The organism is Ancylobacter novellus DSM 506 (assembly GCF_000092925.1).
GTDB lineage: Bacteria > Pseudomonadota > Alphaproteobacteria > Rhizobiales > Xanthobacteraceae > Ancylobacter > Ancylobacter novellus.
In genome coordinates, this window is the sequence record NC_014217.1 from 1,055,261 (window position 1) to 1,075,436 (window position 20,176).

The following is a 20,176-nucleotide window of genomic DNA, read 5'->3' on the forward strand; positions in this document are numbered from 1 at the left end:
CATGCTGTTCCGCCGCGAGACGCCGAACCTCTCGACGCTCCTCACTCCACCGGTGGTGTGGGCCTTCCACTTCCTGTTCTGCTACGTCGCCTCGGCCATCATCTGCGCCAAGGCGCCGGAGACACTCGGCACGCTGCGCCTCGCCATTGCCGCCGCGACTGCGCTTGCGCTGGGGCTGATCCTCCTCGCTGGCGTGCAGGCCTGGCGGCACTGGGGCTTCGGCTCCGACATGCCGCCACACAACCAGGCGACGGACGAGGACCAGCAGCATTTCCTCGGCCTCGCCACACTGCTGCTCTGCGCGCTGAGCGCGGTCAGCGTGATCTTCGGCGCCCTGCCGGCGCTGTTCGTGACGGAGTGCGTGCGATGAAGCCGCTCGCGCTCGCCGCCGGCCTCGCCATCCTCGCTTTCGTCTGGGGTGGGCCTCTGCCAGGCATGGCCGGGCATGCCTTCAGCGCCCACATGACCATGCACATGGCCGTGGTGGCGCTGGCCGCACCGCTGATCGCCGTCGGGCTCGCCGGCACACGCTTCGAGCCTACGGGACGGCTACCGCTGCTGTTCTCGCCGCTGCTGGCGGCGATGCTGGAATTCGTCGTGGTGTGGGGGTGGCATTTGCCGGCGTTGCATGGCGCAGCGCGGGCGGGAGGCTTGCTGTTCGTCGTCGAGCAGGGCAGCTTCCTCGCCGTGGGCCTGCTGCTCTGGCTCGCCTGCCTCGGCCGCGCGGCCGGCGGCACCATGGCCGGCGCGCTGATCGGCACGCTCGGGCTGCTCGTCACCTCGATGCATATGACGCTGCTCGGCGCGCTGATCGCCTTCGCCGGCCGGCCGCTCTACGGCCATCTGCACGGCGACGATACCACGTCGGTGGTGGCCGACCAGCAGATGGGCGGGGTGATCATGCTGTTCGCCGGCGGCGCGGTCTATCTCGCCGGCGGGCTGTTCCTGATGGCGCGGGTGGTGCTTTCCGGGGAAACGCGGAGGACGGCGCCATGAGGTGGTCCCGGTTCTCCTTCCTCGTCACCCCGCGCCGCGCTCTCATTACCCTCGTCGGCCTTGCCGCCGTGGGACTGCTGGTCGCGTGGTCCGGCGTGATCAATGTCGGCGCCAGCTCGGGCCATTGGCGGATCACCTACTGGGCGCTGCACTGGGTGATGCAGAACTCGACCCGCACTTATGCGCTGTTGGAACCCGAGCCGCCGGCAAACCTCGATACGCCGGCGCATGTGCGTCGCGCGGCCGGGCATTTCGAGACGTCCTGCGCCTTCTGCCACGGCTCGCCGCTGAGGGTGAACCCGGTTCTGCCCGTTCACATGACGCCGATGCCGCCGCCGCTCTCCAATGCCTCCGCCACATGGAGCCGGCGCGAACTCTCCCGCATCGTCAAGCACGGGGTGAAGTACACCGGCATGCCGGCATGGATCGCGCCCGAGCGCGACGACGAGGTGTGGGCAATGGTGGCCTTCCTGCGCGCATTGCCCGGCCTGTCGGCGGCGGACTACGGCAGGCTCGCCTTCGGCCCGGCCGTGCCGCAGGACCGCGCGCTCGAAGGCTGCGCCCGCTGCCACGGCCTCGACGGCGGGTCCGGCGGGGGCGCCTTCCCGGTGATCGGCGGTCAAAGCGAAGCCTATCTCGACGCCACGCTGCGGGCCTTCGCCAAGGGCGCCCGCCACAGCGGCTATATGCAGTTCGCGGTCGACGGCCTCACGGACGCCGACGTCCGGCGGCTGGCGGCGCACTATGCGGCGCAGCCCGGCGTCAGCGACACGGTGCGGCCGGCGGAAGGTCCCGGCGCCGCCATCGCCCTGCGCGGCCTGCCGGAGGCGGACGTCCCCGCCTGCGAGAGCTGCCACGGCGCACCCTCGAAGCGCCGCCCGGACCGCCGCAACCGCGCCTATCCGCGCCTCGCCGGGCAGGATGCCGCCTACATCGCCGGCCAACTGCGGCTGTTCAGGAAGGGCGCGCGCGGCGGCACCGACTACGCCCATATCATGCAGCGCATCGCCGAGCGGCTGCCGCCCGAGGCCATCGCTGCCGTCGCGACGTTCTATTCCGGTGCCGACGGCAACCCGCCGAAGTGATTCCGCCACTATAGGAATTGAAGCCGGATGAGGTCACGGCGGGACGGTTCCCTGTGTGCTTTCGCCGGCGCGCCCGAAGGCATTTCGAGCTTGCACCACCTCACCTCTGGCAGATCCAGAGGCCTCAGATTGTGCGTCGCCGATGCGCTTCGAGGATCAGCGGCAGGATGCCGCCGGCCTTGAGGATGTCGACCTCCAGCGAGGTCTCGATGGCGGCGCGGGCGGTGAAGCTCTCGCGCCCGCCGTCGGCGCGGAGGATGAGCACCGCGATTTCCGTGCGCGGCGCGATGGCCTCGGGCGCTGCATCGATGGCGATCAGGTCGCCCGGCCTGAGCGCTAGTCCCTCCGGCCGCAGCCCTTCCGGCAGGCGCAGCGGCAGCACGCCCATGCCGATGAGGTTGGAGCGGTGGATGCGCTCGAAACCCACCGCCAGCACCGCCCGCACGCCGAGCAGCGCCGCGCCCTTCGCCGCCCAGTCGCGCGAGGAGCCCATGCCGTAGCGCTCGCCGGCGACGATGACGGTGGAGGCGCCGCGCGTCCTGTAGCGTTCCGCCGCGCGCCAGAGCGGCAGTTCCTCGCCCGTGTCGGCGTCGATGGTCGAGCCGGGCGCGATGGACGGGCCGAGCAGGTTGCGCACATTGCGGTTGGTGAACAGCCCGCGCAGCATCGCCTCCCAATTGCCGCGTCGCGCGGCGAAGACATTGAGGTCGCGCGGGTTCTCGCCCCGCGCCGTGAGATACGCGGCTGTTTCGCTGCCGGGCAGCACGGCGCCGGCAGGCGAGATGTGGTCGGTGGTGATGTCGTCGCCGAGCACCAGCAGCGGGTGCGCCTGATAGGCGCCGAGCCGCGTGCCGCCGCCCGGCCCGGCAAAGGGCGGGCGGCGTATATAGGTCGAGATCTCGTCCCACGGGAATAGCGCGCCGGCAGGCGCTTCCAGCGCCGCCCAGGCGCGGCTCGCCTCGGCTTCCTCGTAGGCGGGGGCGTAATCGGCCGGATCGCCCGCCAGAGCCAGCGCCGCGTCGATCTCCGCGCCATCCGGCCAGAGGTCGGCGAGGTGGATGGGCGCGCCGTTGGGCGCATGACTGATGGGCTCTTTGAGGATGTCGCGATTGACGTCGCCGGCCAGCGCAAAGGCGACGACCAAAGGCGGCGAGGCGAGGAAGCCGGCCTCCAGCCGCGGATGTACCCGGCCGGGGAAGTTGCGGTTGCCCGAGAGCACCGCCACCGGGACGATGCCGTGCTCCTCCATCGCCCGCTCGACGGCCGGGGTGAGGGCGCCGGAATTGCCGATGCAGGTGGTGCAGCCATAGCCGACGATGCCGAAGCCGACCGCTTCGAGGTCCTCCAGCAGCCCCGCGCGCCGCAAATAACGTTCGGCGGTGGGCGAACCGGGCGCGAGGGAGGTCTTCACCCAGGAGGGCGGCTTCAGCCCGAGCCGGCGCGCCTTGCGGGCCAGTAGGCCGGCGGCGACGACAAGGCGCGGGTCGGAAGTGTTGGTGCAGCTAGTGATGGCGGCAATCGCCACCGACCCGTCGCCCGGCTCGCCGGCGACGCACGGGGAGGGCGCCGTTATGAGGGCGCGCATCGCCTCGATCGTGGCGCCGGCGGGAATGCGATCCTGCGGCCGGCGCGGCCCCGCAAGGCTGACCTCGATTGCGCTCAGATCGATCTCGATCGTCTCAGTGTAGCGCGGCGTCACGGCGGGGTCGAACCACAGGCCTTGCCGCTTGGTGTACGCCTCGACAAGGCGGACCTGTTCGCCGCTGCGCCCGGTACTGTGCAAATAGCGCAGCGTCTGGCCATCGACCGGGAAGAAGCCGGAATTGCCGCCGAATTCCGGGGCCATATTGGCGATGGTGGCGCGCTCGCCGGCGGTGAGCGCTGCGACGCCCGGTCCGGTGAACTCGACGAAGCGGTCGGAGAGGTCGACGCGGCGCAGCCGCTCGGTGACGGTGAGCGCGATGTCGGTGCCGAGCACGCCGGGCTTCGGGGCGCCGGTAAGCCGCACGCCGACCACATCAGGCACGCGCAGCATCACCGGCATGCCGAACATCACGCTCTCGGCCTCCAGCCCGCCGACGCCCCAGCCGAGCACGCCGATGCCGTTGATCATCGGCGTGTGGCTGTCGGTGCCGATCAGCGTGTCCGGCACCGCCCAGAGCTCGCCGTCGCGCTCGACAGGCTGCACGACGGTGGCGAGGCGCTCCAGGTTGAGCGTGTGCATGATGCCGGTGCCGGGCGGGTGGACGCGAAAGCCTTTCAGCGCCCGCGTTGCCCATTTCATGAAGCGGTAGCGCTCGGCGTTGCGCTCCAGCTCGCGCGCCATGTTGGCGCCGAGCGCCCCGGCGCCGCCGAAGGCGTCCACCGCCACCGAGTGGTCGGTCGAGACCTCGACCGGCAACACGGGGTTGAGCATCGACGGATCGCCGCCCATCTCGGCCAGCGCCGCGCGCAGGCCGGCTATGTCGACCAGCGCCGGGCCGCAGGTCGTGTCGTGCATCAGCACGCGGCCGGGCAGAAAGGGGATTTCCTCTTCACTGCGGCCGGCGTCGAGCCAGCGCAGGATGGCGGCGGCAGCGCCCACACCGTCCTCGGCGGTGCGCAGCACGTTCTCCATCAGCAGGCGGTGGATATAGGGGAGGCGGAGAAGATCTGCGCCGGCGGCGGCCGGCAGGTCGACGACGCGGTAGCGGCGGCCGTCCGAGTTCAGCGAGGTAAAGGGCGGCATGCGGGCGACATTCCTCGGTCCGCCGGGGAAGACGGCGATGCTTGTCGCGATGAATTACATTTATAGATATAAAAATGCAATCAAATCGACAGAGATGATCCGTCGTTCCGATGCCCGAGGAGAGTCGGGTGTCGCGAGTTTTGCAATAAGATCAATGAATAATCTAGCTCGCCGCTCGTGCTTCCGCGATGGATAATTGATCGAAGTGAGTGTAAAATGCAATGTTATCAGACTGGAGCGCAGTGCCGCCGGCTTTAGCCCGGCTACAGGCCGGCGCGTGCCGGTGGCATAATGCGCGTCCGCTTTCCGTATTCCGAGTTGATGACATGCCCGCCAGCCCGCTCGCCCTGCGCATCGCCGACGAGATCAAGGACCTGATCCGCGCCGGGCGCCCGCCCCTCGGCGGGCACCTCAGTACGCAGAAGCTGGCCGACCAGTTCGGCGTCTCGCGCTCGCCGGTGCGTGAGGCGTTGCAGGTGCTGGCCGAGGAGGGGGTGCTGGAGCAGCAGACCAATCGCGGCTTCTTCGTCCGGGCGCTGCCCCCTGCGCGGGCGCGCGCCGGCGACACGGCGGACGACCTCGCTGAGTTTCCCGACAGTTCGGACGAATATCGCCGGCTCGCCGACGATTGGCTCACCGACCAGATTCCCGCAGAGGTTACGGAGCAGTTCCTGCGCGACCGCTACCGGCTGACCAAGGCGCAGCTCACCGACATCCTGATGCGCGCCGTCCGGGAGGGCTGGCTGGAGCGCAAGCAGGGCTATGGCTGGCGCTTCCTGCCCGTCGCCAAGACACCCGAGGCTTTCGAGCAGATCTACCGCTTCCGCATGCTGGTGGAGCCCGCCGCCATGCTGGAGCCGGGCTTCCGCCTCGACCGGCAGATCCTCGCCGAGCAGAGGGCGATCCAGGAGGCGATGCTCGCCACCGACATCCTCACCCAGTCCGCCGAGCGACTGCTGCACAACGGCTCGCTGTTCCACGAAGAGCTGATCAAGATGTCCGGCAACGTGTTCTTCCACCAGGCGCTGGTGCGGGTGAACCGCATGCGCCGGCTGCTGGAATACCGGGCCAAGCTCGACCGCGAGCGGCTGCGGGTGCAGTGCACCGACCATCTGGAAATCCTGACGCTGCTGGAGAAGGGCGAGGTGTTCGAAGCTTCCTATCTCATGCGCCGGCACCTCGGCGGCGCGCTGGCGCGCAAGTCGCCCGTCGTGCTGCCGGTGGCTCCGGCGAAATCGACGGCAGCGGAATAGCCAATTTAAGTATTGCTTTTATATCCGTAAAAATCCAATAGTGCTGTCCATAACGGTCAGTGCCGGCGCGGTGCCGCGTCCGGCCACGGGAGGAGGCTCTATGCGGATCATCGTCTTGCCGGCTGACGGCATCGGCCCCGAGATCACCGAGGCCACCATGGCCGTGCTGCAGGCGGCCGACCGCGCCTACGGCCTCGGCCTCAGCTTCGACTTCGACGATGTCGGCTTCGCCAGCCTGGAGAAATACGGCACGACGCTGCGCCCCGAGACGCTCGAGAAGTCGCGCACCTATGACGGCATCATCCTCGGGCCGCAGTCGCACATGGACTATCCCCCGCGCGACAAGGGCGGGCCGAACGTCTCCGCCGGCTTCCGCGTCGGCCTCGACCTCTATGCCAATGTCCGCCCGGCCCGCACGCGGCCCTTCCTCGGCACCGGCGCCAAGCCGATGGACCTCGTGATCATGCGCGAGGCGACGGAGGGCTTCTATCCGGACCGCAACATGTTCAAGGGCCTGGGCGAGTTCATGCCGACGCCGGACGTGGCGATGTCGGTGCGCAAGCTCACCGCCCATGCCTGCGAGCGCATTGCCCGCGCCGCCTTCGTGCTGGCCCGCAAGCGCCGCGGCAAAGTGACGGCGGTGCACAAGGCCAACAACTTCGTCATCACCGACGGCTTCTTCCTCGAGAAGGTCCGCAAGGTCCACGAGGAATTCCCGGACGTTCAACTGAACGACGTCATCATCGACGCCATGTGCGCGCATCTGGTGCGCGACCCCTCGCGCTTCGACGTGATCGTCGCGACCAACTTCTATTCCGACATCCTGTCCGACCTCGCCAGCGAGCTGTCGGGTAGCCTCGGGCTCGCCGGCTCGATCAACGCCAATGCCGAAACCGGCCTCGTCTGCGCCCAGGCACAGCACGGCTCGGCACCGGACATCGAGGGCCAGAACAAGGCCAACCCGACCTCGCTCATCCTGTCGGCGGCGATGATGCTGAGCTGGCTCGGCGAGCAGCGCGGCATGCCCAAGCTGGGGGCCGCCGGCGCCGCCATCGAGCGGGCGGTGGACGAGGTGCTGGCCGACCCGGCCGCGCGCACCCGCGACCTCGGCGGCACGGCCAACACCGACACTTTCGGTCGCCGCGTCGCCGAACAGGTCGTCGCGGGGCAGCGCGCCACCTCCGCCGCCTGAACGGCAGGGGCTTTCGGCTTGAGACAAACTGGTTTTTAAAGTATCAAAGTACATTAGAGGTGTTTCCCCGCCGGAACGGCCGGCAGGCGCCTCCAACGATCCAGGGCCGGTTCACGGCCCGGACTCCGGCCGCCAAAACGCGCGGCCGGTCACAAAGGGAGGAATTTCATGCGCATGATCTGCACGCGTGCGATCGCGGCTGCCGTTCTGTCGGCCGCGGCTCTGGGTGGTGCCTTCGCCCAGGACGTTCCGGCCGGCTACCCGGCCAATTATGCCGACCTCGTCAAGCAGGCGAAGTCGGAAGGCAAGCTGGTGATCTACACCTCGACCGACGGTGCTCAAGCCAAGGGGCTGCTCGACGCCTTCGCCGCCAAATATCCCGGCATCGCCATCGAGTACAACGACCTCGGCACCAACGGCGTCTACAACCGGGTGATCTCGGAAGCCGCGGCCAACCAGACCGGCGCGGACATCATCTGGAGCTCCGCCATGGACCTGCAGATGGCGCTGGCGACCGACGGCTACACCGACACCTACGTCACCGCCGAGACCAAGTCGCTGCCGTCGTGGGCGACCTACAAGGACACGCTGTTCGCCACCACGGTGGAGCCCATCGGCATCATCTACAACACCAAGGCACTGCCGGACGGCGTGCCGAAGACCCGCCCCGAACTGATCAAGTGGCTCGGCGACAACAAGGACAAGCTCAAGGGCAAGGTCGCGACCTTCGACCCTGAGAAGAGCGGCTCGGGCTTCCTTCACCACACCAATGATGCCCGCCAGCGCAAGGACTTCTGGGACCTCGCCAAGGCCTTCGGCGCTGACGCCGGCCGTACCTATTCCTCGACCGGCGCGATGAAGGAGACCGTGGTCTCCGGCGAGAACCTGCTCGCCTTCAACGCGATCGGCTCCTACGCCTTCCTGTGGATCAAGGAGAGCCCGAACCTCGGCCTCGCCTTCGGCGACGACTACACCGCCGCCTTCTCGCGCGTGGCGGCTATCGCCAAGGGCGCGCCGCACCCGGCGGCGGCCAAGCTGTTCATCGACTTCATGCTGTCGAAGCCCGGTCAGGAGGCGCTTGCCGCCGCCGGCCTGCCCTCGGTGCGCACCGACGTCGAGAAGGGCTTCAACCTCACCACGCTGAACCAGCGCGTCGGCGGCAACCTCAAGCCGATAGCGCTCGATGAGGGGCTGCTCTTCTACATGCAGCCGCAGAACCGCGTCGAGTTCTTCAAGCAGTGGAAGGCCTCGCTCTCCGGCTCCTGAGCTGCCGCGAGAGAATCCTCGTCGACCGGGCGGTCTCGCCCGGTCAGGCCGGCGCCGCGCCGGAATCCCCGCGCGGCGCCCGTTCCTCAGGATTGATTGGGAATGGCCATGCAGGTCGACAACAGCGCGGCGACGGCGCCGGGCGCGCTTGCGGACGACGGCCTCCGCCCCGCCCCGCGTCTAAGGCGCCGGCTCGATGCCGCGCCGTTCCGCATCGGCGTCATCGCGACGCTCGCCGTGTGCGTGCTCGGGCCGGTCGGGCTCATCGTCTACCAGAGCTTCCTCAACGGGCCGTTCTTCAGCGCGCGCAGCAGGCTGAGCCTCGATGCCTATGCCTACGTGCTGTCGGACCCGTCCTTCTATCAGGCGCTCGGCACCACGGTGCTGTTCGCTGCCGGCATGGTGGCGGTGGCGGTGCCGCTCGGCGGCGTGCTCGCTTTCCTGCTGACCCGCACGGACATCCGGGCCCGCAAATGGCTCGAGATCCTCGTGCTGATGCCGATGTTCATCTCGTCCATCGTGCTGGCCTTCGGCTACACCGTCTCGGTCGGCCCGTCCGGCTTCGTGGCGATGTTCTTCCGCGAGACCTTCGGCTTCGTGCCGTGGAACATCTACTCGCTGGGCGGGATGATCGTCATCGCCGGCCTCAGCCATGTGCCGCACGTCTATCTCTACGTCTCGTCGGCCATGCGCAACCTGCCCTCGGACCTCGAGGAGGCGGCGCGCTGCTCGGGCGCGGGCATCTGGCGCGTCTCGCTCGACGTGACGCTGCCCATGGTGCTGCCGGCGCTGGTCTTCGCCGCGGCGCTGAATATCCTGCTGGGTTTCGAGACCTTCGGCATCCCGCTGGTGCTGGGTGATCCCAACGGGATCATGGTGCTCACCACCTATATCTACAAGCTGACCACGCTGTTCGGCGTGCCGACCTATCAGCTCATGGCCGTCGTCGCGATGGTGCTGGTGCTGCTGACCCTGCCGCTGGTCTATTTCCAGCGCCGGCTGCTGCGCCATTCCCGCCGCTTCGCCGCGCTCGGCGGCAAGGGCGGGCGCTCGACCCCGCTCAAGCTCGGCCGCGGCGGACAGCTGATCGCCCTGTCGATCATCGGCCTGTGGCTGTTCGTCTCCGTCGTGCTGCCGATCGGCGGCATCACGCTGCGTGCCTTCGTCAATGCCTGGGGACTTGGCATCAATCTCTTCGACCACTTCACCTTCGCGAACTTCGCCAACCTCTATTCGGTGCCGCAGCTCTTCCGCGGCATCGTCAACACGGTGGTGCTGGCTGTGGTGGGCGGCGCGCTGGCGGTGGTGATCTATCTGCTGATCGGGCTTGCCGGCCACCGCAATACCGGCATGTCGAACACTGTGCTCGACTACATCGTGCTGCTGCCGCGGGCGCTGCCAGGCCTCATCGTCGGCCTCGCCTTCTTCTGGGTATTCCTGTTCGTGCCGCTGCTCACCCCGCTGCGGCCGACGCTGGTCAGCCTGTTCGTCGCCTATGCGGTGGTCGGCCTGTCCTACGGCCTGCGCCTCCTGCAGGGCACGCTGATCCAGGTCGGGCCGGAACTGGAGGAGGCGGCGCGCACCACCGGCGCCACCATCGGGCGCACCTGGCGCGACGTCGTCATCCCGATCATCCGGCCGGGCGTCGTCGGCGCCTGGGCGCTGATCATGATCATCTTCCTGCGTGAATACGCTACCGGCGTCTATCTGATGGGCGCCGGAACCGAGGTGATCGGCTCGCTCATGGTGTCGCTCCTGCAGACCGGCGCCATGGATACGATCGCCGCGCTCGCCTTCATCAGCATCGCATTGACCGCGGGCGGCCTTGCCCTCGCGCTGCGCCTGGGAGCCAGGGTCCATGACTGAACTCGTCGTCAACAACGTCCAGAAATGGCTCGGTGGGCTGCAGATCCTGAAAGGGGCGAGCTTCACCGCCAGTCGCGGCGCCATCGTCGCCCTGCTCGGCGCCTCGGGCAGCGGCAAGACAACGCTGCTGCGCTGCATCGCCGGACTGGAGCAGCCGGAGATCGGCTACATCAAGATCGGCGATAGGGTCGCGCTCGACAGCGAGAAGAAGATCGCGCTGGCCCCCGAGCAACGCAATATCGGCCTCGTCTTCCAGTCCTACGCGCTGTGGCCGCACCGTAGCGTGCGCGAGAATGTCGGCTATGGCCTGAAGCTGCGCGGGGTGAGCTCGGCGGACCTCGCCGCGCGGGTGCAGATCATCCTCGACCGCATGGGCCTCGGCCATCTCGCCGACCGCTACCCGCACCAGCTCTCCGGCGGCCAGCAGCAGCGCGTCGCGATTTGTCGGGCCTTGATTTATGAACCCCGCGTGCTCCTCCTCGACGAGCCGCTCTCCAACCTCGACGCCAAGCTGCGCGAGGAGGCCCGCTACTGGATTCGCAAGCTGATTCTCGACCTCGAGATCTGCGCCATCCTCGTCACCCACGACCAGACCGAGGCGCTGGCGGCGGCTGACCACATCCTGCTGCTTAAGGACGGGCGCATCGTGCAGGAGGGGCCGCCGCACGACATCTACTCCAATCCGAACAGCTTCTATTCCGCCGACTTCCTAGGCGCCAACAACGTGGCGCGCGGGGCGATCACCGAGATCGCCGGCGACCGCGCGGTGATCGCCGGCGAGGGCTGGTCGCTGGAGGGCATCGTGAAGGAGGGCCGTGGGCTCGCCGCCGCCGAGCCGGCGCAGGCGGTGATCCGCGTCGAGCAGCTCAAGGTCTCCGACGCGCCCGGCCTGCACCGCATCGAGATGGAGCTCGATGACAGCCTCTATCTCGGCGACAAGTGGGAATACCGCCTGCGGTGCGGCACCTTCACGGCCAAGGCGCACGGCACCAGGCCACTTCCCCCCGGCGCGGTGTGGTGCGAGATCCCACCGGAGAGCGTCTGGGTCTTCCCGGCTTCCTCCGCCTCCACCTGAGCCCGGCGCCGTCGGCTAGCCTCTCCAGCGCCGCCAAAGGGCGGCGCCGCTCTATTGAAAAAGACCGCCTCTTTCCTCCATAAGGTGACCGGCGGCTCGGCAGTCCGCGTCACGCAGGATCGCGACATGACCTCGACCGTCGACTGGAGCGCCGCGCAGTATCTCAAATTCGAGGACCAGCGCACGCGTCCCTCGGTCGACTTGCTGGCGCGGGTGCCGCTCGACGATCCCCGCGCCTGCATGGACATAGGTTGCGGGCCGGGCAACAGCACCGAGCTCATCGCCAGATGCTATCGGCGTGCCGAGGTCGAGGGCATGGACTCCTCGCCCAACATGCTGGCCAAGGCGCGCGAGCGCCTGCCGGGCCTTCATTTCGAGCAGGCCGACATCGCCACCTGGCAGCCGCGCCGGCCCTATGACCTGATGTTCGCCAATGCCGTGCTGCAATGGCTGCCGGACCATGAGCGGCTGTTCACCCGCCTCGTGGGACTGCTGCCGGTGGGCGGCGTGCTGGCGGTGCAGGTGCCGGACAATTACGACGAGCCTTCGCACACCTCCATGCGCGAGGTGGCGAGCGCCGGTCCGTGGGCGGAAAAGCTCACCAAGGCGGACGAGGCCAAGGCCGACATCGGTTCCTTCGACGACTATTACCGCTGGCTGCGCGCGGCCGGCTGCGACGTCGACATCTGGCGCACCACCTATGTGCACGAGATGGAAGGCGCCGGCGCCATCGTCGAATGGTTCAAGAGCACCGGGCTGCGGCCCTATATGGAGCCGCTCTCCGCCGAGGAGCGCGCCGAGTTCCTTATCCGCTATCAGGAGCTGATCGCCGCGCGCTATCAGCGCCATGACGACGGCACGCTGCTGCTGCGCTTCCCGCGGCTGTTCATCGTGGCGCGGCGGATATCCTGACCCCCAAGAGGAGAGTGGACGATGTTCATCGAAGTGGCCGAGCTGCGCATCAAGCCGGGTGACGAAGAAGCATTCGAGGCCGGCGTCGCGCAGGCGGTGCCGCTGTTCCGGCGCGCCAAGGGCTGCCACAGCATCAACCTGCACCGGGTCGTGGAGACGCCGAACGTCTACAAGCTCGTGGTGGAGTGGGCGACGCTGGAGGATCATATGGTCAGCTTCCGTGAATCGGAGGACTTCCATACGTGGCGCTCCCTTGTTTCCCCCTATTTCGAGGCGCCGCCGAACATGAAGCATGAGCGCGTCGTCGCGCTCGCGGTCTGAGCCCGGAGCGGCGGGGATGCGGGGCCGGCTCGCCTTTGCCGCGTTTCTCGCGCTCGCCGCCCCGGCGGCGGCGCAGCCGGCTCCCGGCGCGCTGGTCGCGCCGGCGCAGCAGCCGGTCAATGTCGGCGATGCCAAGTTCGCGGCCGCCGTCTATCACGATTCAGGCGCCTATCAGCGCGAGATCGCCGTCATTGCCGAAAAGGCATCGGCGTGGATCGCTGAGCGCGCGCCGCAGGTGACGCGGCCGGCGCTGGTGCTCGACATCGATGAGACGGCGCTGTCCAACTGGGACATCATCAAGCGCGACGATTTTGGCCGCATCATCCCCGGGCCGTGCAGCCTCGGGCAGGATGGTCCCTGCGGCTGGGCGGCGTGGGACCTGCTCGGCGTCGACCCGGCGATCGAGCCGGTGCGCGAGGTGTTCGCCAAGGCGCGGGCGCTCGGCGTCGCCGTGTTCTTCATCTCCGGTCGGCCGGAGAGCCAGCGCGAGGCGACCGACAGGAACCTCGTCGCCGCCGGCTATGGCGGCTACGAGAAGCTCTATTTGCCGGCGGACGGGGCGAACTTCGCCTCGCTCGCCGATTATAAGATGCCGATCCGGACGCAGATCGAGGCGGAGGGCTACGCCATCATCGCCAATATGGGCGACCAGCCCTCCGACCTGTTCGGCGGTCATGGCGAGAAGCTGTTCCAGCTGCCCAACCCGTTCTATCGGATCCCGTAAGGTCGCGACCTCGGCTCGGCCGCTCAGGCCGGGACGGCACCGGACTTGATATAGTCCACCATCTGCGACGCCACCGTGCCCCAGCCGTCGTGGAAGCCCATCTTCTCGTGATTCTCGCGCGTCGCCTCGTCGCCATGGATGGCGTAGGCGACATAGCGCGTGCCGGTCGCGCCCAGCGGGCTGAGCAGCAGCGCGCCGGTGAAGAAGGGCTTCGGCGCCGGGCGGTAGCCGGGCAGCAGCGTGTCGGTGAAGATCAGCCGCTCGTTCGGCACCACGTCGAGATAGCAGCCGGAATTGTCGTATTCCTCGCCCTCGGGCGAGCGCATCACCGTGCGGAAGATACCACCCGGCCGCAGGTCCAGCTCGCAGGAGGCGATGGTCCAGGGCTTGGGCACGAACCATTGCTTCAGATGCGCCGGCGTGGTCCACGCCTTCCAGACGAGATGCACGGGGACGTCGATCTCGCGTTCCAGCTTGAGATCGAGCTTCGGGTCGAACTTGGCGAGCGGCATAGTCATTCCGGCGTCTCCTCCTTCATGGACAAAAGATAGCTGTCGAGCCGGTCGAGGCGCTGCTCCCACAGCGTGCGCTGGCGGCCGAGCCAGTCCTCGGCGAGCTTCAGCTGCGCGGTCTCGAGCTGATAGGTCCGCACCCGCCCGACCTTGCGCGAGCGCACCAGGCCGCATCCTTCCAGCACCTTCATGTGTTCCAGGAAGGAGGGCAGGGCCATGCGGTAGGGCGCGGCGAGCTCGCTCATCGAGGCCTGCTTGGCTGTCAGCCGCTCCACCACGTCGCGCCGCGTCGGGTCCGCGAGGGCACGGAAGATGCCGTCGACGATCGCGGCGGGCGGGGCGGTGGCGGCAGGCATCATGGCGGCGGCTCTCGGCGACAGGCGCCGGAGGGATGTTCCCGTCCGGCGGGAGGTTACTTACCGGAAGGATATACTTAGGTCAATTCCTAAGTAATGAGCCGCGCGAAATGCCGGCAGCGGCGAGCCGGCCGGCAGTCTCGCGCAGGGGAGGGGGCGGACCGGCCCAGGCGGCCGGTCCGGGAATGTCAGATCACCGTGACCTTGCCGCTGGCAAGATCGTAGAGGCCGCCGACGACCTTGATCTTGCCGCTTGTGGCGAACTCCGAGATGACCGGAGTGGCGTCCTGCAGTTCCTTCACGTTGAGACGGACGTTCTCGACGATGGCGGCGTCGAGCGGGTTGTCGGGCTTGGTCTTGAGCGCCGCCTCTGCCGCCGGGGTGATGTTGGCGACGAGTTCGTCGAGATGGCCGGGGAGGGTGATCTTGTCCCTCACCACCTTGATGGCGGCGTCGACCGCTCCGCAATTCGTGTGGCCCAGCACCATCAGCAGCGGAACGCCGAGGAACTTCACGCCATATTCGAGGCTGGCAAGGCCGTCATCGTCGAGGAAGTTGCCGGCGACGCGCACCACGAACAGGTCGCCCGGCTCCTGGTCGAAGGCGAGCTCGGGGGAGACACGCGAATCGGCGCAGCTCAGCAGGCCGACGATCGGATATTGTCCCTTGGTCCGTGCCGCCCGGCCGGCGGAGAAATCCTTCACGGACGGGGTGTTCGCCACGTAGCGGGCGTTGCCTTCCATGATCTGTGCCAGCGCGGCATCGGGGCTGATCGCGTTCTGCGGCGGCGCAGGCTCGGCGGTCTGGGCGAAGGCCGGCAGGGCGAAGCCGCCGAGGAACGTTGCCGAGGCCGCGCCGATGCCGGCACCGAACAGCCGGCGCCGGGACAGCATGAAGGGGTGCTGGTTACACATGAAAGGTTCTCTCCCGCTCATTCTTGGCGGCCGCGGTGCATCTGTGCGTGTATCGGCGATCGCATGCCACGCGACAGTCGGTTCCCGGCCTTCCCCGACGGCAGTATTTCTGCGTAGGTAATTCGCGCCAGTCCAAACTTTGCAGGTATCGACCTTGCCCAGGCGGCGACTGATCGACGGAGTGGATGAGCCGACGCAACGCCCCGCAGCGGTGCTCCCGGAAGGATTTGGTGCAATGGCCGAGCGGCTGCTGTGCCATCCGCGCTTCCGTCCGGCGCTCGCCGCCTATTGCCGCGGCATGTCCCGGGCGGCACCGATCCGCTGGCCCTACTATAAGCTGTTCGACCAGCTCGGCCGCTATCTCGTCTGCTTCATGATGATCCACAATTACTACGTGTGGCGGAACCGTGGCGGACCGCCGCCGACCCTCTCCGCCCTGCAAGGCGTCGCCGGGGTGAGCGCGCGGCAGACCGCCGGCTTCGTCGCCGCGCTGAAGGCGGGGCATCTGGTGGCGGTGGAGCGCGATCCGGCGGACCGGCGCGCCACGCTGCTGAGGCCGATGCCGAGGGTGATGTTCGAGATCGGGCGCTCGATGCGCCTCTTCGTCGCCGCGACCGATACGATCGAGGAACCTCGCCCCGGCCGTGCCGCGTTGCTGGAGGATCCGGACATGCTCGGCGACATGATCGCCCGTTCTGGCGCCTATGTGCTCGCCAACGGCACGCTACTGCACGCTTTTCCCGGCGTGCTGCATTTCACCCTGAGGGACAGCGGCTATCCGCTGCTGACGGCGGTGATGGCAAGTCACTATGACGACCGGCTCGGGGATACGCCGTCGGCCGAGCCATTGGGCCGACGAGCGCTTGCCGAGCGATTCCAGGTCTCGCTCGCCCATGTCGCCAGCCTGCTGACGGAGGCGGAGGCGAGAGGCTGGTTCGCACTTGGTCCCGGCGGTCGCGTCGCCTGGGTGGCCGACGCCTTCCTTGCCGAGTTCGAGCAGTGGGCGGCCTGGCAGATGGCGCATTTCGAGGGGCTGTGGGAGCCCGGCGACGTCGCCGCAAGCGTGACACGCGAAGCGCCCGTCGCGGCTTGCTGAGGACGGGGGTGGGGTATTTCGCCGCAAGCGTGACATGGGGAGTGGTCGTGCGGCAGATCGGAAATGTCCGGCATCTTCAACGGCTTGAGCCGCCGGCACTGCTCTTCCCGCGACGAATCGACCGCTGCCGCGCCAGGCCTCGCGCACTGGACCTTTCGTCGTCTAGGATCATTCTAACCGTGGCGCTATTGTCGGCGCCGCGCCACAAGCGCCGCAGGTGACGGCGCCGGTCAACGATATAAGCCCTGGAAGGACGCCATGAATCGCTTCGCCATCTCCTTCGCCCTGCTCGCGCTGGGTTCCACCGCCGCGCTGGCCCAGAGCCCGGCCGGCGATCCCGCCAAGGGCGCCAACGTCTTCAAGAAGTGCATGGCCTGCCACGCCGTGGGCGAGGGCGCCAAGAACAAGGTCGGTCCCGAGCTCAACGGCATCATCGGCCGCAAGATGGGGTCGATCGAGGGCTTCAACTATTCCGACACGCTGAAGGAGCACAACGCCAAGGGCGATGTGTGGACTGCGGAGATCCTCAGCCAGTATCTGGCCAATCCGAAGGGCTACATGCCCGGCGTGAAGATGGTGTTCGCTGGCCTGCCCAAGGAGACCGACCGCGCCGATCTCGAGGCGTATCTCGGCACGTTCAACGCCGACGGCACCAAGAAGTAGTCCGGCCGCCGCGCCGGCTAAGGCGCGGCGTCTAACGGAGCCCGCCATGCCGGCCGCTCCCCGACTGGATCGCCGCAGCATCCTCGGCCTCGGCGCCGCCCTTGCGGCGGCCGGGAGCCTGGGACGCGCCCGGGCGGCTCCCGTCGCGGCGCCATTGGCGCTGGAGCGTGTGGCGGACGGTGTCTTCGTCTACCGTGCGCCCTACGAGATCATCGCGCCCGACAATGACGGGGCGATCGCCAACATGACGCTCATCGTCGGCGGCGAGGCGGCGGCGGTGATCGACACCGGCAATAGCCGGCTCGCCGGGGAGCGATTCCTCGCCGCAGCGAAGGCGGCGACCGACCGGCCGCTGCGCTACATCATCAACACTCACATGCATCCCGACCACACGCTGGGCAATGCCGCCTTCGCGGGGGACGGGGTGCGCTTCGTTGGCCACCACAAGTTGCCGCGCGCGCTGTCGCAGCGCGCCGAGACCTACCTTGCCCAGGCGCAACGCCTGCTCGGGCCGGAGGCCGAGGGCACGCGTATCGTACTGCCCGACCTCGTGGTCGAGCAGCGGCTGGAGCTCGACCTCGGCGGCCGGATCCTGCAGCTGGAAGCGCATTCGACCGCCCATACCGACAACGACCTTACGGTGCTCGATCCGGCCACCGGGACGTGGGTGATGGGCGACCTCCTTTTCGTCGGCCATGTGCCGACGCTGGACGGCAGCCTGCTCGGCTGGCTGAAGCTCCTCGACGCGCTCACCGCCCGCCCGGCGGCGCGGGCCGTGCCGGGTCACGGCCCGGCTAGCGTCCAATGGCCGCAGGCGGCGGGGGCCGAGCGCGGCTACCTCGAAACCCTGCGCGCCGATGTGCAGCGCAGCATAGAGGAGGGGCGGCCGATGGGCGACGCCCCGGCGCTGGCTGCGACCGCGCAACGCGGCGAGTGGGCGTTGTTCGACGAGTTCAATCCGCGCAACGCGATTGCCGCCTATCACGAGCTGGAATGGCAGTAGTGTTGACGCAACTCGCACGAGTTGTGCGCGTTTTACGAGCGCTTTGAAGTATTATTCTCTGGTATATTGTATATCAATTCGCAGTCGCAGCAAAATCATAATAAGACATTTTTCTCATAAGAGTTCTTATTGCGCGGCCCCGGGATTCGGATTAGCCTCGCTTTCGTCTTCGGCTTCAACGGCTTTCGGGGGGTAACCCTCGATCCCGGTTCGTAGGCCAGCTTGGGGCGGCGCGCCCCCGTGAGATCCGGCTGCTTTCTCCCCCAGCCGGTCGTGACACGCTGTCGAAGACAAAACGGCCAGAACGGCAAACAAGCCGCGGCGGATCGCCCGTGACGGTCGATCCCGGAGGATCGTTCAGGAGGAGAATAAGCAATGCGCAAGTTAATTGCGGCAGCAGTGATGAGTGCTGCAGCGGTCTATGCTTGGCCGGCGTCGGCCAATGATGGGCTGACCAATATCATCAAGGACCCCAAGCAGTGGGGTATCCAGACGGGTGACTACGCCAATACACGCTATTCCAAGCTCGATCAGATCAACGCCGGGAACGTCGGCAAGCTCCAGGTAGCCTGGACCTTCTCGACCGGCGTGCTGCGTGGCCATGAGGGCGGTCCGCTCATCATCGGCGACGTGATGTACGTGCATACGCCGTTCCCGAACATCGTCTATGCGCTCGACCTGAACAATGATGGTCGTATTCTTTGGAAATACGAGCCGAAGCAGGATCCGAACGTCATCCCGGTGATGTGCTGCGACACGGTCAATCGTGGCCTTGCCTATTCCGACGGCACGATCTTCCTGCATCAGGCCGACACCACCCTCGTCGCGCTCGACGCCAAGACCGGCCAGAAGAAGTGGTCGGTGGTCAACGGCGACCCGAAGAAGGGTGAGACCAACACCGCCACCGTCCTGCCGGTGAAGGACAAGGTCATCGTCGGCATCTCCGGCGGCGAGTTCGGCGTGCGCTGCCACGTCACCGCCTATGACACCAAGACCGGCAAGCAGGTCTGGCGCGGCTATTCGATGGGTCCCGACAGCGAGATGCTCGTCGACCCGCAGAAGACCACCGCGCTCGGCAAGCCGATCGGCGCCGATTCCTCGCTGAAGAGCTGGGAAGGCGACCAGTGGAAGATCGGCGGCGGCTGCACCTGGGGCTGGTACTCCTACGACCCCGAGACCAACCTGGTCTATTACGGCTCGGGCAACCCCTCGACCTGGAACCCGAAGCAGCGTCCCGGCGACAACAAGTGGTCGATGACCGTCTGGGCGCGCGACGCCGACACGGGCATGGCCAAGTGGGTCTACCAGATGACCCCCCACGACGAGTGGGACTATGACGGCGTGAACGAAATGATCCTCACGGATCAGCAGTTCAACGGCGCGCCGCGCAAGCTGCTCACCCATTTCGACCGCAACGGCTTCGGCTATACGCTGGACCGCGTGTCGGGCGAGCTTCTCGTCGCCGAGAAGTACGACCCGGCGGTGAACTGGGCCACCAAGGTCGACATGGACAAGAACAGCCCGACCTATGGTCGTCCGCTGGTCGTGGCCAAGTACTCGACCGAGCAGAACGGCGAGGACGTGAACTCCAAGGGCATCTGCCCGGCGGCCCTTGGTACCAAGGACCAGCAGCCGGCGGCCTTCTCGCCCAAGACCAACCTGTTCTACGTGCCGACCAACCACGTCTGCATGGACTATGAGCCGTTCCGCGTGAGCTACACTGCGGGCCAGCCCTATGTCGGTGCGACCCTGTCGATGTTCCCCGCGCCGAACAGCCATGGCGGCATGGGCAACTTCATCGCCTGGGACAACACCAAGGGCAAGATCGTGTGGTCGCTCAAGGAGCCCTTCTCGGTGTGGTCGGGCGCCCTCGCCACCGCTGGTGACGTGGTGTTCTATGGCACGCTGGAAGGCTACCTGAAGGCGGTCGACTCCAAGACGGGCAAGGAACTCTACAAGTTCAAGACCCCGTCGGGCATCATCGGCAACGTCACCACCTATGAGCACGGTGGCAAGCAGTACATCGCCATCCTGTCGGGTGTCGGTGGCTGGGCGGGCATCGGCCTTGCGGCCGGCCTGACTGATCCGAATGCCGGCTTGGGTGCGGTGGGCGGCTATGCTGCGCTGTCCAACTACACCAACCTCGGCGGTCAGCTCACGGTGTTCGCGCTGCCGAACTGAGTCACTGGAGACAGGCCCTCGGGCCTGCCTTTC

At 67.5% G+C, this 20,176-nt stretch carries 19 protein-coding genes; 15 read left to right on the forward strand and 4 right to left on the reverse strand.

All coding sequences use genetic code 11. From position 1 onward, the window contains the following. Position 1: 1 nt before the first annotated feature. From SNOV_RS05095 to SNOV_RS05105, 3 genes are read left to right on the forward strand one after another with little or no spacing between them, the layout of a single operon-like run. Positions 2–370 (forward strand): hypothetical protein, encoded by a 369-nt coding sequence (locus SNOV_RS05095; protein WP_013165842.1) that lies wholly within the window; start codon positions 2–4, stop codon positions 368–370. Continuing rightward, entirely contained in the window at positions 367–996 is a 630-nt protein-coding gene (locus tag SNOV_RS05100; RefSeq protein WP_013165843.1) for a cytochrome c oxidase assembly protein, read from the forward strand. Before SNOV_RS05095 ends, SNOV_RS05100 begins: the two co-directional genes overlap by 4 nt. Beyond that, complete coding sequence (locus tag SNOV_RS05105) at positions 993–2,081, forward strand: c-type cytochrome (RefSeq protein ID WP_013165844.1); 1,089 nt, start codon at positions 993–995, stop codon at positions 2,079–2,081. Before SNOV_RS05100 ends, SNOV_RS05105 begins: the two co-directional genes overlap by 4 nt. A 124-nt stretch (positions 2,082–2,205) precedes the next feature. On the opposite strand, the gene acnA is transcribed toward SNOV_RS05105, so the two are convergent. Then, a complete protein-coding gene (acnA, locus tag SNOV_RS05110; protein WP_013165845.1) occupies positions 2,206–4,809 on the reverse strand; it encodes an aconitate hydratase AcnA in 2,604 nt (867 codons plus the stop codon). A gap of 326 nt (positions 4,810–5,135) precedes the next feature. On the opposite strand from acnA, the gene SNOV_RS05115 reads away from it, so the two are divergent. The 8 genes from SNOV_RS05115 (at position 5,136) to SNOV_RS05150 (ending at position 13,418) form a co-directional block, all read left to right on the forward strand. Continuing rightward, a complete protein-coding gene (locus tag SNOV_RS05115; protein WP_013165846.1) occupies positions 5,136–6,062 on the forward strand; it encodes a GntR family transcriptional regulator in 927 nt (308 codons plus the stop codon). Between the two features lie 100 nt (positions 6,063–6,162). Continuing rightward, on the forward strand, positions 6,163–7,254 hold the full coding sequence (locus tag SNOV_RS05120; RefSeq protein ID WP_013165847.1) for an isocitrate/isopropylmalate dehydrogenase family protein: 1,092 nt from the start codon (positions 6,163–6,165) through the stop codon (positions 7,252–7,254). A gap of 168 nt (positions 7,255–7,422) precedes the next feature. Beyond that, positions 7,423–8,520 carry an ABC transporter substrate-binding protein gene (locus tag SNOV_RS05125; protein ID WP_013165848.1) on the forward strand — a complete coding sequence of 366 codons (1,098 nt, stop codon included), beginning with the start codon at positions 7,423–7,425 and terminating at the stop codon, positions 8,518–8,520. A 102-nt stretch (positions 8,521–8,622) separates the two neighbouring features. Next, positions 8,623–10,386, forward strand: coding sequence for an ABC transporter permease (locus SNOV_RS05130; protein WP_013165849.1), 1,764 nt, complete (start codon positions 8,623–8,625; stop codon positions 10,384–10,386). Beyond that, positions 10,379–11,461, forward strand: a complete 1,083-nt coding sequence (locus SNOV_RS05135; protein ID WP_013165850.1) for an ABC transporter ATP-binding protein — start codon at positions 10,379–10,381, stop codon at positions 11,459–11,461. Before SNOV_RS05130 ends, SNOV_RS05135 begins: the two co-directional genes overlap by 8 nt. A 126-nt stretch (positions 11,462–11,587) precedes the next feature. Beyond that, positions 11,588–12,373 carry a trans-aconitate 2-methyltransferase gene (gene tam, locus SNOV_RS05140; protein ID WP_013165851.1) on the forward strand — a complete coding sequence of 262 codons (786 nt, stop codon included), beginning with the start codon at positions 11,588–11,590 and terminating at the stop codon, positions 12,371–12,373. Between the two features lie 21 nt (positions 12,374–12,394). Then, entirely contained in the window at positions 12,395–12,694 is a 300-nt protein-coding gene (locus tag SNOV_RS05145; protein WP_013165852.1) for an antibiotic biosynthesis monooxygenase family protein, read from the forward strand. 16 nt (positions 12,695–12,710) lie between these two features. Next, the gene (locus SNOV_RS05150; RefSeq protein ID WP_013165853.1) at positions 12,711–13,418 is read left to right on the forward strand and encodes an HAD family acid phosphatase; all 708 of its coding nucleotides are present in this window, start codon (positions 12,711–12,713) and stop codon (positions 13,416–13,418) included. 23 nt (positions 13,419–13,441) lie between these two features. Here the strand turns inward: SNOV_RS05150 and SNOV_RS05155 are convergent, their stop codons facing one another. The 3 genes from SNOV_RS05155 to SNOV_RS05165 form a co-directional block, all read right to left on the reverse strand. Continuing rightward, positions 13,442–13,936, reverse strand: a complete 495-nt coding sequence (locus SNOV_RS05155; protein WP_013165854.1) for an SRPBCC family protein — start codon at positions 13,934–13,936, stop codon at positions 13,442–13,444. Beyond that, a complete protein-coding gene (locus tag SNOV_RS05160; RefSeq protein WP_013165855.1) occupies positions 13,933–14,289 on the reverse strand; it encodes an ArsR/SmtB family transcription factor in 357 nt (118 codons plus the stop codon). Before SNOV_RS05160 ends, SNOV_RS05155 begins: the two co-directional genes overlap by 4 nt. Positions 14,290–14,474: 185 nt before the next feature. Further along, positions 14,475–15,200, reverse strand: a complete 726-nt coding sequence (locus tag SNOV_RS05165; protein ID WP_013165856.1) for a carbonic anhydrase — start codon at positions 15,198–15,200, stop codon at positions 14,475–14,477. Between the two features lie 235 nt (positions 15,201–15,435). Between SNOV_RS05165 and SNOV_RS05170 the strand changes: the two genes are divergently transcribed. The 4 genes from SNOV_RS05170 to xoxF5 all read left to right on the forward strand — a co-directional run bounded on the left by SNOV_RS05170 (position 15,436) and on the right by xoxF5 (position 20,143). Then, positions 15,436–16,296 carry a hypothetical protein gene (locus SNOV_RS05170; RefSeq protein ID WP_013165857.1) on the forward strand — a complete coding sequence of 287 codons (861 nt, stop codon included), beginning with the start codon at positions 15,436–15,438 and terminating at the stop codon, positions 16,294–16,296. Between the two features lie 258 nt (positions 16,297–16,554). After that, entirely contained in the window at positions 16,555–16,959 is a 405-nt protein-coding gene (locus SNOV_RS05175) for a c-type cytochrome (protein WP_013165858.1), read from the forward strand. Between the two features lie 46 nt (positions 16,960–17,005). Continuing rightward, positions 17,006–17,962: a quinoprotein relay system zinc metallohydrolase 2 gene (locus tag SNOV_RS05180; protein WP_013165859.1), complete on the forward strand. Its 957-nt coding sequence runs from the start codon at positions 17,006–17,008 to the stop codon at positions 17,960–17,962. Positions 17,963–18,364: 402 nt separating this feature from the next. Next, the gene (gene xoxF5 / locus SNOV_RS05185) at positions 18,365–20,143 is read left to right on the forward strand and encodes a lanthanide-dependent methanol dehydrogenase XoxF5 (protein ID WP_244412875.1); all 1,779 of its coding nucleotides are present in this window, start codon (positions 18,365–18,367) and stop codon (positions 20,141–20,143) included. Positions 20,144–20,176 lie beyond the last annotated feature (33 nt).

Coding starts and splice junctions, on each gene's coding strand:
- SNOV_RS05105 (WP_013165844.1), top strand. CDS start 993: ATGAGGTGGTCCCGGTTCTCCTTCCTCGTCACCCCGCGCCGCGCTCTC.
- SNOV_RS05175 (WP_013165858.1), top strand. CDS start 16,555: ATGAATCGCTTCGCCATCTCCTTCGCCCTGCTCGCGCTGGGTTCCACC.
- xoxF5 (WP_244412875.1), top strand. CDS start 18,365: ATGAGTGCTGCAGCGGTCTATGCTTGGCCGGCGTCGGCCAATGATGGG.
- SNOV_RS05180 (WP_013165859.1), top strand. CDS start 17,006: ATGCCGGCCGCTCCCCGACTGGATCGCCGCAGCATCCTCGGCCTCGGC.
- SNOV_RS05115 (WP_013165846.1), top strand. CDS start 5,136: ATGCCCGCCAGCCCGCTCGCCCTGCGCATCGCCGACGAGATCAAGGAC.
- SNOV_RS05120 (WP_013165847.1), top strand. CDS start 6,163: ATGCGGATCATCGTCTTGCCGGCTGACGGCATCGGCCCCGAGATCACC.
- SNOV_RS05095 (WP_013165842.1), top strand. CDS start 2: ATGCTGTTCCGCCGCGAGACGCCGAACCTCTCGACGCTCCTCACTCCA.
- SNOV_RS05145 (WP_013165852.1), top strand. CDS start 12,395: ATGTTCATCGAAGTGGCCGAGCTGCGCATCAAGCCGGGTGACGAAGAA.
- tam (WP_013165851.1), top strand. CDS start 11,588: ATGACCTCGACCGTCGACTGGAGCGCCGCGCAGTATCTCAAATTCGAG.
- SNOV_RS05100 (WP_013165843.1), top strand. CDS start 367: ATGAAGCCGCTCGCGCTCGCCGCCGGCCTCGCCATCCTCGCTTTCGTC.
- SNOV_RS05165 (WP_013165856.1), bottom strand. CDS start 15,200: ATGTGTAACCAGCACCCCTTCATGCTGTCCCGGCGCCGGCTGTTCGGT.
- SNOV_RS05135 (WP_013165850.1), top strand. CDS start 10,379: ATGACTGAACTCGTCGTCAACAACGTCCAGAAATGGCTCGGTGGGCTG.
- SNOV_RS05125 (WP_013165848.1), top strand. CDS start 7,423: ATGCGCATGATCTGCACGCGTGCGATCGCGGCTGCCGTTCTGTCGGCC.
- SNOV_RS05130 (WP_013165849.1), top strand. CDS start 8,623: ATGGCCATGCAGGTCGACAACAGCGCGGCGACGGCGCCGGGCGCGCTT.
- SNOV_RS05160 (WP_013165855.1), bottom strand. CDS start 14,289: ATGATGCCTGCCGCCACCGCCCCGCCCGCCGCGATCGTCGACGGCATC.
- SNOV_RS05150 (WP_013165853.1), top strand. CDS start 12,711: ATGCGGGGCCGGCTCGCCTTTGCCGCGTTTCTCGCGCTCGCCGCCCCG.
- SNOV_RS05155 (WP_013165854.1), bottom strand. CDS start 13,936: ATGACTATGCCGCTCGCCAAGTTCGACCCGAAGCTCGATCTCAAGCTG.
- acnA (WP_013165845.1), bottom strand. CDS start 4,809: ATGCCGCCCTTTACCTCGCTGAACTCGGACGGCCGCCGCTACCGCGTC.
- SNOV_RS05170 (WP_013165857.1), top strand. CDS start 15,436: ATGGCCGAGCGGCTGCTGTGCCATCCGCGCTTCCGTCCGGCGCTCGCC.